This window comes from Burkholderiales bacterium, assembly GCA_035560005.1.
GTDB lineage: Bacteria > Pseudomonadota > Gammaproteobacteria > Burkholderiales > Eutrophovitaceae > DASRFY01.
The window spans coordinates 1-9,277 of record DATMAN010000107.1; the positions used below are offsets into that span (position 1 = coordinate 1).

General features: G+C 61.0%; 5 protein-coding genes. 2 read left to right on the forward strand and 3 right to left on the reverse strand.

The annotated features are described in order from the left end of the window. Nucleotides 1–364, forward strand: a 364-nt coding sequence (locus VNM24_17600; protein ID HWQ40396.1) for a hypothetical protein, incomplete at its 5' end; no start/stop codon positions are given. 64 nt (nucleotides 365–428) lie between these two features. After that, on the forward strand, nucleotides 429–812 hold the full coding sequence (locus VNM24_17605) for a hypothetical protein (protein ID HWQ40397.1): 384 nt from the start codon (nucleotides 429–431) through the stop codon (nucleotides 810–812). 336 nt (nucleotides 813–1,148) lie between these two features. Here the strand turns inward: VNM24_17605 and VNM24_17610 are convergent, their stop codons facing one another. From VNM24_17610 to VNM24_17620, 3 genes are all read right to left on the reverse strand, one after another. Continuing rightward, nucleotides 1,149–4,457: a DEAD/DEAH box helicase family protein gene (locus VNM24_17610; GenBank protein HWQ40398.1), complete on the reverse strand. Its 3,309-nt coding sequence runs from the start codon at nucleotides 4,455–4,457 to the stop codon at nucleotides 1,149–1,151. Then, the gene (locus VNM24_17615) at nucleotides 4,454–5,452 is read right to left on the reverse strand and encodes a phospholipase D family protein (protein HWQ40399.1); all 999 of its coding nucleotides are present in this window, start codon (nucleotides 5,450–5,452) and stop codon (nucleotides 4,454–4,456) included. Before VNM24_17615 ends, VNM24_17610 begins: the two co-directional genes overlap by 4 nt. 72 nt (nucleotides 5,453–5,524) lie before the next feature. Next, nucleotides 5,525–8,722 (reverse strand): DNA methyltransferase, encoded by a 3,198-nt coding sequence (locus VNM24_17620; GenBank protein HWQ40400.1) that lies wholly within the window; start codon nucleotides 8,720–8,722, stop codon nucleotides 5,525–5,527. Nucleotides 8,723–9,277 lie beyond the last annotated feature (555 nt).

A 9,277-nucleotide genomic window follows, 5' to 3' on the forward strand; every position in this document is an offset into this window, starting at 1 on the left:
GGGCAACCTCGGCAAGCTGATGGCCGAGATGATGGCCGGCGTCGAAGCCCCGAACGACGAGGACAAGGAAGCGCTCATCGCCTACCTGCGCCGCCATGCGCAGAAGCCGCTCGACCCGAAAAAATACCCGGAGGTGTTCCAACCCGCGGGCGAGGCGTTTCGGCTGGCCTGCAACCAGTGCCACGTGCTGCCCGACCCGAAGCGCTACACCGCCGCCGAGTGGCCGCAGGTGGTCGCACGCATGGAGCGGAACATGGAATGGATGAACCGCGTCGTCGGCAGCAAGCCGATTCCCGGCGAGCCCCAGCTCAGGATCGAAGACATCAACGCGTTTCTCGCCAAGTACGCGCGCCGCGCGCGGTGAGCGCGGCCGTCACGGTACGCGCCACCTGGGCGCCACCAGCGCATCCGACGCGAGTCGTTCGAGCGTGGTTACCGCGCGGCTCAGCAGTCCGGCGTACGCCTTTTTCGGATTTGACGGCCGGCGTTCACGCGCCGATCCAGTGCGAGACCGGACGGGCGAGAAACTCGTCGAGCGCTATTCCGTCTCCGCCGACAAGCAGAACGCGCTGCGGCTTGAACGCGGCAGCGAAGGCCGCGATGCCGGAACGCGCCGAAGCGGCGCGACGCGGCCGGCCCCCGCCTTGGGCATGGCGGGCTGTGGGCGCCGGAAGTGCTCCGACAAAATACTCACGACGCTGAGTATTTTTACTCAACGCAGCGAGCAAGAAGGGCGGCCACCCATCGCCCGCGCTCAAGGGAGTGAATGCAAAAGGAAGGCTCGGCTGAACGCCAGTTTGCGTCTCGGCTGATTGCAAGATTGCAGCTCGGCTATTCGTAAGTCATTCGAGTCGCGCGGCCGAGTCCCGCTGCCGCCATCTTCGCCCATGCGTTTGGCTTGTTGCGCGCGAACCGGTCCGGCATCAGGAGGCTGAGCGCTACGGCGTGTCTCGCTTCGGCCAGAGAATCGTCCTCTCCTTGCTGTCTGGATCTCGCTGGCCGCCATTCGCGAACGCCGCGTGCGGGCGCAAGCGCTGCCCTCAAGCGGACTGCCACTCGAGAATCCGCACGCCTTGATCGGAAGCGGCCAGAGTCCTCGAGATCTGCACAGGCAGCGCGATCGCGTTCACCGCGCGCATGATCATCATTCACGACGTGGATGGCGATGCACTGCGAACAGCCGCAGCGCCCTGCAAGACGGCCGAGATGTAGCTGTCCCTGTCCTCGTCCTGGAACAGGATATGCCGCTTCACCATCTCCGTCTTTCCGATGCCCCAGAGTTTTTGCATCACGTGCGACGGCGTGTTCGAGACGATGAAGGAGTCGAGCACGATGTTCGGGTCGCCCAGCCGCCGCTCGATTTCCTTAATGGTTTCGAAGAAGCTGATCTTCGGGTCGTTCAGGCCGACGTTGCGGATGCCCTTGGGATCCACGAAGGCCACCTGCTGGCGGCCGCCCTCGAGCTGCCAGACGATGAAGTCAGGGTGGAAGTTGCCCGCTTCGAAGAAGCCGACGCCGCGGCCCTTGCTCAGATTGCGCAGCAGGTACAGCTCGCGGTCGGAGAAGAATGCCGGATTTGCATCGCAGAAGGCCTTGAGGTCCTCGACGAAGCGGCGCTCGCCCTTGTTGAGAGGAGCCGGAACAATCTCGACCACCCCGCTGTCCAGAAAGAGCAGCGGCTGGTAGAGGTGGCGGCCGAACCAGACGGCCTTGATGCCCCGGAACTCCCAGTCCTTGAGATCGCGCCTCTCGATGGCCTCCTTCAGCTCGTTCAGCTTCGCGACGATTTCGTCCCGCGACTCCTCGATCAGGATCCGATAGCCGTATTCCGGGCCGGTCTCCCGAACCACGCACGGGAAGTTGGGATCGTCCTTGCCGATCTCCCGATACTCCAGATGCGGCAGCTCCCACTCGCGCTTGCGGAACGTGTAGAAGCGCTCGACGTACTTGCGCAGCAGAGCCAGCGCCACCTCCTGCCAGACGCGTACCCGCTCGAACGAATCGAACGCCAGTTCCGACTCCGGAATGAGCAGCCGGTACCAGCTCGTATCCGCGAGCAATGCGGCGATCCCGGCGCGGGTGAGGTTCAAGTTGTACCAACCGCGCTCGGCCTTGAAGCACTCAAGGTCGAAATACAGGCGGTCGAGATCGAGACACGCAACATGGCGGGGGGTGAACCACGCTTCATTGGGAGTGCCCTCGGCGTTCCCGCTCGCCGCCCCCGGAGACACCATCGCCTGGATCTTCGGGTACCAGTTGAGGACAACCTGGTTCTTCTGCAGGTACACGGTCGCGGGCTCGCGCTCAGGGTCCGGCGGCCCCAAGGTCGGGACCGGGCCGAGCTTGCGGAAGGCGTCGCCGAACTCGGTGCTGACGCCGTTGATCTGCTTCTTGAGTCGGATCATCTTGAGCGGCCGTGTACCGAGATTCTTGATAATCGGCAGGATGAACTCGAGGCGTTCGTCGTCGGTGGGTAAGCCCTCCTCTTCCAAAAAGTCGCGGAATTGGGCCATGTAGTCGGCGCGGATGCCAAAGATGTTCAGGGTCTCGAGTAATTCGATGTGCTTCGGTCGTTCGAGCCCTTCGGGCAGCGCGGCGCGCGAGCTGCGCTTCAGCCTCATCCCGACACCCTTGAGCCGGACGCCGCGGCCGAAGAGCTGGATGATCTGCGCGCCCTCGCCGCGGCCGACGTTCATCAGCCCCATCGTGCTCACCCGCCAACTGCTCCACCCCTCGGTGAACTTTTTCGAACCGATCAGCACATGGATGGTGGAGTGGGGCTGACCCAGCTCGTGAAAAAGCGAGCCCGTGAACTCGCGCTCCGCCGTATTGAGCCCTTGCTCCCCGCAAAGCTTCACGAGCTTGCCGGCGTCGCCGACGTTGATGACGCCGAAGGGATCGTTGTCGCCCACCCGGACCGCTAATTCGCCTGCGGCCCCCTTCAGGTGTTCGACATGCAGCGAGCCGCCAGCCGGGGCGTTGAACAGGGTGGCGAGGGTCTCGTCGAAGATCTGCGCAGGCGTGAGCCCGCAGGTGTTCAGGTAGCCGAACCGGCCAGCGAAAAGATTCTTGCCCGTCGCCGTGACCAGCCCTTCGTGTAGCACCCGGCGAATGCGCTCGATGCTGTCGGCGCGGTTGGCCACATACCGGGCGAGAAACCGCAGGATCTCGACGATGTCCGAGGCGTCGCGCGCAGCGAGCGTCGCCGTGACGCTGCCGCCGACGAAAATCCACAGCGGCCGCTCGATGTTGAACGGGCGAAACGCCGCCTCGTGCTCGCGGTGCAGCCGCTGTTGCTGGAAGAACGCAAGGAGGCACGCGGTGAGATAGCTCGCCATCCACTCCGGATTGCTGTCGTCCTCGAGATTCAGGATCTGGTAGTCCTTGCCGAAGCCGTCGCCGTAGAACCACCGGTACGAGTAGTCGAAGAGCGTGCTGCGCGCGTAAAGATCCGTGAGGCCTTTGCTGCCTTTCACCGCCTGGCCGAAGGTGGCCGAGTACTCGAACGAGAAGCCCTTTTCGCAGAGTGCGTTGCGGTACTTCATCCAGGTGCCTTCGCCGCCGGCCGACGCCCCACGGTGGCCTTCGTCCACCAGCACCAGGTTGTTGCCCTCGAACGCATCTACCGCGACGGTCTTTTCGCCCATCTCCTCCTTGAGCTTGGTGACCTCCAGAATCTCCACCGTCTCTCCGCTGAAAAGACCACGGCCGTCCTTGGTGAAGATCTCCGCCTCTATCCCGGACTTTTCGAACTCGCGCAAGTGCTGCTGCGAGAGCCCCTCGTTCGGCGTGAGCAGAATGATGCGGTTCAGCTCACGCGCGCGGCCGTGGGTTTCGAGGAAGCGCCGGTATTGGAGGATGTGCGCGTGCATGAGCAGCGTCTTCCCACTGCCCGTCGCCATCCAGAAGGCGATCTTGTTGAGCTGCGGCGAAGCGTCGGCCGATTCGTCGAGCGGGGCGATCCGCTCGGCCTCCTCCAACCCGTCGTTCAGCACCGCGATGCGCTCGTTGAGCGCGAGGAGGAGCCCGTGCGGATCGCGGAAGTAGCGGTCGAGGTAAATCTCCGTGAAGAGGAGCGCCAGATACTGGAAGTACTTCCAAACGATTGGCGGCTCGCCGCGCGCGAGGCGCCGCTCGTTCAGCCGTTGCGTGACCGAGACGATTGCCTGGTCGTACTCCAGCAGGAGCTCGTCCGGCAGCTCGCGGCGCTTTTCTTCCGGCAGGTGCAAGCAAAGCGCGCGGTAGAAGTGATGAACGTTGTTTTCATCCAGCCCCTCCAGCGCCTCGTCGCGCAAGTGCTCGGCCAGCTGATCGAAGCGCTCGACGCCGAAGAGGCCAAGTAGCCATTGGTTAAGAACCAGTTTCCTATTGAAAGAAACCGCCGGCTGGGCGCTGTTTTTACCCCGGCGATGAAGCATTACGCCGCTTTGGCCATGCACGATTCGCGCCAAATTCATGTGCCACGTGCCTTCACTTTCGTTTCTAGGTATCTAGCAACAAGTGGAATCATTCGCTTCAGGTTCCCGCTAGTACCACCGCCGGTTTTCGGTTTGCCTCCAACTGAATACGGCAGATAAGTGCGCCAGACGCTTACGGATAGGGCATCTTCGTTCACCGCCTCCCGAAGCACAAATGTTCGAAGTGCGCTCTGCATTCGAGGGTCGTGATGGAGAGCGTAGGCATCAGGATTTTGGCGAAGCGCTTCTCGCATTTCAGTAGGATGCGCGATGAAAAATTGGCGTAGGCCAAAGAAATTGCGCTTGATGTGACCGGACAGCTGACCTTCGCCTCGAGCACGTCGAGCGATTAGCTTGGGAGCATCACCCTGCTGGCGATCAAGCCATCGGACAAAATCTTCGAAGTCTCCAAGCCTCGGTGGTCTGATAATCGACGGAGGAATGGTATCCTCCATAGGGCGCATTGTTTGTGGTGTGAGGCCAAGCTTGGCGCGTGCTTTGTTCACCGCACCCCGATTTTTCTCCACGAAATCCGATAGCTCTTCTAACTCAAGCTGCCGCAGGCTTGCCCCGTACCTCTTAAGCGCTGATGTCATCGCGCGCCGAGCGCCAGGATCGCTTTCGTACCAAAGGATTTCGTCTGCGAGGCCAGCGAAGCCGCGAACGGTCAAGTTCGCACTTCCGACCAAGAATCCCTTTTCACCGAGGTAGACTTTCGCGTGTGCAGTAGAGCCGATAAAGATCCGCACCTGCACCGATCTCCGGATAAGTTGTTTACTGAAAACAAGGAGCGCAGCTGGATCGACGGCACCATTGATCCATTCAGTCAAATCAGAGCAGTTCAACCGCACGAACAAATCTAGCCGCTCCGCACGGACTCGAAGTGCTTCCAGCCGTTGCCTCGAGTAGAAAGCGGATGCAATTGCAACGTAGTCGGACTCAAGCCCGATACGGCGAAGGTCGGCCATTACAGGGCCAAGGAGCACTGCTCTCATGAGTCGTGGGACCTCTTAGTATTGCGTTGGGGCGTAGCCTCTAAAGTGGGAGCGCGACCTTGCTTCCGAGCATTACAGCTGCTTTGTCTCGAACATCATGCGGAAGAAAACCTCCTCAATGAGGCACACCTTCCAAGTCTCGCCGGGCGACTTAAGGTTCTCTAGGTTGTTGTCGCCGTTCACGTAGATAAGCTCGAACGCGCTGTCCTTGCCGGAGTAACCTTGCTTAATGAACCACTCATCGAGGATTAGGTTGTCCTGCTCGAGGCCATCGGGTGTCTCGCCGCCGGGCCGCTTTCGCCAGATGACAAGCGTCTGGCGCCCGTCCGGAACGGTACCGGTCACAGTGCGGAACCACCAAGGCCCACGAGCTTCCTGCCGGAGCGGGCCTTTGAGACGCAGCCGCCCCTCGCTATCACGCTCGGTTTCGGCATTTAAGGTTTGGGGCGCTGCGAGCTTTCGCACTGTGAGGCCGATTAGCCAATTGAACGTCTCGATCAAGTCAACGTTCGTCTCGCGCGACTCGTCCGAGCCAGGGCGCTTGACCTTGAGCATGTAGGCAGTTGGATCAGTGAAGGCCCCGACGTTGAGCAGCGACTGGCTGCCACGCGTCTCGACATCGAGCAAATAGCGAAGCAAGTACTGCTCCCGCAACCTGTCTGTACCCTGCGCTTCCGCGGCTGTAAGCAGCCTCTGTTGTTCCTTTGTGCGGCGTAAGTCAAGGTTGTTGAGCGTGTCCTCGTACGATTCGAGGTGAATGATCTTTACGACGCGCGGGCTGCGCTCGGTTTCTTCCGCTGTGGCAAGGCGCTTGGGCTTTCCTTCCGTCCATTCCGGCGCAAAAATAAGTTTTTTGACGCGTGGTACCAGGACAGTGTCGAAGTATTCGCCCATCTCGACGAGTAGGAACTTACGGTGGCCGCCGTCCTTGCGATTGAGGTTTATCAAGGCGTGTCCCGTGGTGCCCGATCCTGCAAAGTAATCTAAGACAAAATCATCGGGGTCCGTCACAGGATAGATCGAGTCCTCTACAAGGTGTACGGATTTCGGATAAAGGTCATCCTTTACCTTTAGTGCCAACTCGGTCAGCCATTTGGTGCCGTAGTCCCCAGCGATATATCGTGCGTCGTCCCACACGGTTTTAATTGGTCGCTCAGCGACGGCCTTCAAAATCTGAACTTCGCCGGTCGCAGTAATATGCACCTTCAGTAAGTGGCGAATAGCTTCGACGGAGCTGCGTGCGTATCGCCACTTCCGCTCGACGCCCGCGGCGTCGACGGGATATACGAACGTGCGCGAGCCGTCGGCGACATTGCTACCACCCGGATGAAACGCCTCGTCGCATACCTCTCCGAAGCCGACAATTTGTTGGTCCTGCACAAATATCGGATAGAAACAATTCTTTGCCGTCGAACGTTCCGATTCGCGCCCCCACTTCCGAAGATTGGTGTACTCCCATTCATCTGGGGGAATACGCGCACCATGTGTCGCGGGAAGATTTTGTGGAATTACGAAATATGCGTACTCGTGATTGTGTGAAAAGTATTTCCCCTGAATTCCTTTCTTATTGTGAACTACAGCGATGCAAATTTTTTCGTGCGTCGGAAACAAAATACTCAGCAGTTGGCCGAGCACCTCTTGCTCGTTTTCGTCAATGGCGATCACGTGCGAGCCGGACTTGCAGGACAGCGTACGACTCAACGTTAGCCGATTCTCCATCAACGTGATCCACGACGAGTGTTTGTAGTTGTTCTTGTACGCGATTTCCGATGTCTTAGAGTTGTACGGTGGATCAATGTAGATACACTTCACTCGCTCGCGATACCGAGCTTGCATTAGCGACAGCGCCTGAAAGTTCTCGCTGTGAAACAGCACGCCGTCGGTCTGCTCGTCCAGGTCGCCAATCGCTTCGAGTACCTGCGCGGTAAACCCACCGTCGAAGTGACGCGTATCCACCATCAACGTCGGATGCGCCTTCAGGAACTCCACCGTGAGCGGCACGCTGTAGCCCGCCTTGCCTGGCTCGAGCAGGCTCCCCTCTGTCGCCTTCAATGCGTCGATGGCGTGGAGCCGCACCCACTCCTCGCGCTGCGCGTCGTTGGCCGCGATTTCGGGGTAGAAGGCTTCCGGAATCACGCCGAGCCGGATGCACCAGCTCGTTTCCACAACGAACTTCTTCTTAAGCCACAGCTTCTTCTGAAAGTCCTCGAGCTGGGCCAGGAAGTCGATGATCTTGTGGGCAATGCGGCGGATGACCTTGATCTTCGAGAGGTACTGCTCGACGCGCGGCGCGCTCTCGTTCTCGATGTCGTCAAGGTGCATAACCTCGTTCTTGATGTAGAAGTCGAGCTCGCGGCGCAGGAAGCCGCCGAGGTCCTTGTGGATGAAGTAGTCGAACGTGTTGCGGGCGGTGTAGCGGTCAAGATGCACGCGCAGGCGGGTGGAATCGGAGACTGTGCCGTCCGCGCGAACGTGCTTCGCGGCGAGCGCCTTTATCCAGTCGGCGAATGACGCGTCCTTGAGTCCGAGGATCGCCGCTTCGGCTTCCGCGTTGAGGTCCTTCTGTTTAGACGGATCGGGCTCGTAGGTGAAGCGGATCACCAGCTCGCCGTCTTCCACGGCCGCGAACGGGGCCAGTGCCAGCTTGAAGCGCCGTTCCCTGCCCGCCTGCTCCTTCACGTTCCCGTGCTCGCCCTCGGCTGCATCCACCAGGCGGAAGTGCACGCGCATGGGGTTTTTCTCGTCATCCGGCCGCAGGCGGAAAGCGTAGTCGCGCAGGTATTCGCTGGTCTTGATGTAGTACTGGTCTGCGTTGGCCCAGTGGAGCTTGACCTCCTCGCCCTCGTAGGGAATGGCGTACACACCGGGTTTGTAGACGCGCTTGCTGAGGAAGTCGCCCTCCGAGTAGTACCGGCGGAAGAAGCTGTAGAGGTGGTCGTAGACCTCAGCTTCGAGCGCATCGAGATCCACGGCGTCTTCGGCGAGCCGCTTGCGCAGATCCTTGACCTTGGGCAGCGTTTCGGGGTCGGCGCCGAGCTCACGCGCCTGCTCGATGGCATTGTCCAGCTCTTTCTGGATCGCCGCCTTGTCCGCCGGCCGATACTGCTCAAAGGCGGCCTTCACCTGCGGCAGAAGGTCTTGCTCCAGGAACTGCGTGACCTCGGCGCTCCGAGCGTGCAGCACCCGGTAGATACCGAAGTCGAGCTCCGGCTGGTCGAGCTGAAACAGCTCCTTGAGAAGGGTCTTCAGCTTCTCAAACTTCTGGCTCATCGCGCGTTCCGTCTTCGCATGTCGGTTGCCTCGGCGCGCCTACACTCCTGCCGGGCCATTCGTGAAAACATCTCCCGTCGTCGCAAGCCGGGCGGGCCGCTACTCGGGTCGCTCAACGCGCCGGTCGCGCTTCGCCATGATCCCATCCCAGACCCGGTCAGTCGCGTGTCGCAGCGGGCGCTTCCCCGCTGCGGCCGGCTCGTCTTCCCTTGGCATCGCAAGTGGGTGCACTTTCCCGCGGCCTATGCTTTCTCCGAGCCCAAGGACCACTCCTTCGCAGATCATGCATGGACGCGGCGCAAAGCGCCCGCGCGGCGAACGAACCGCCCGGCGCAATGCTAGGAGCATCGGCCGGGAGCGGCAAGAATCGGACGGCGCGCGCGCCCGGCGGGGCAGGTCAGGCCGCGGATGCCGGCGCCCGAGGCGCTACAGCCCCCGCGCGTCGAGCCAGTCGAGGATCCCGCGCGCGGCGCGTTCCCAGCCTTCGTCGAGCATCACGGCGTGGCCGAGGCCGTCGAGCAGCTCGTACTCGGCGCCCGAGAGCATGGCGGCCGC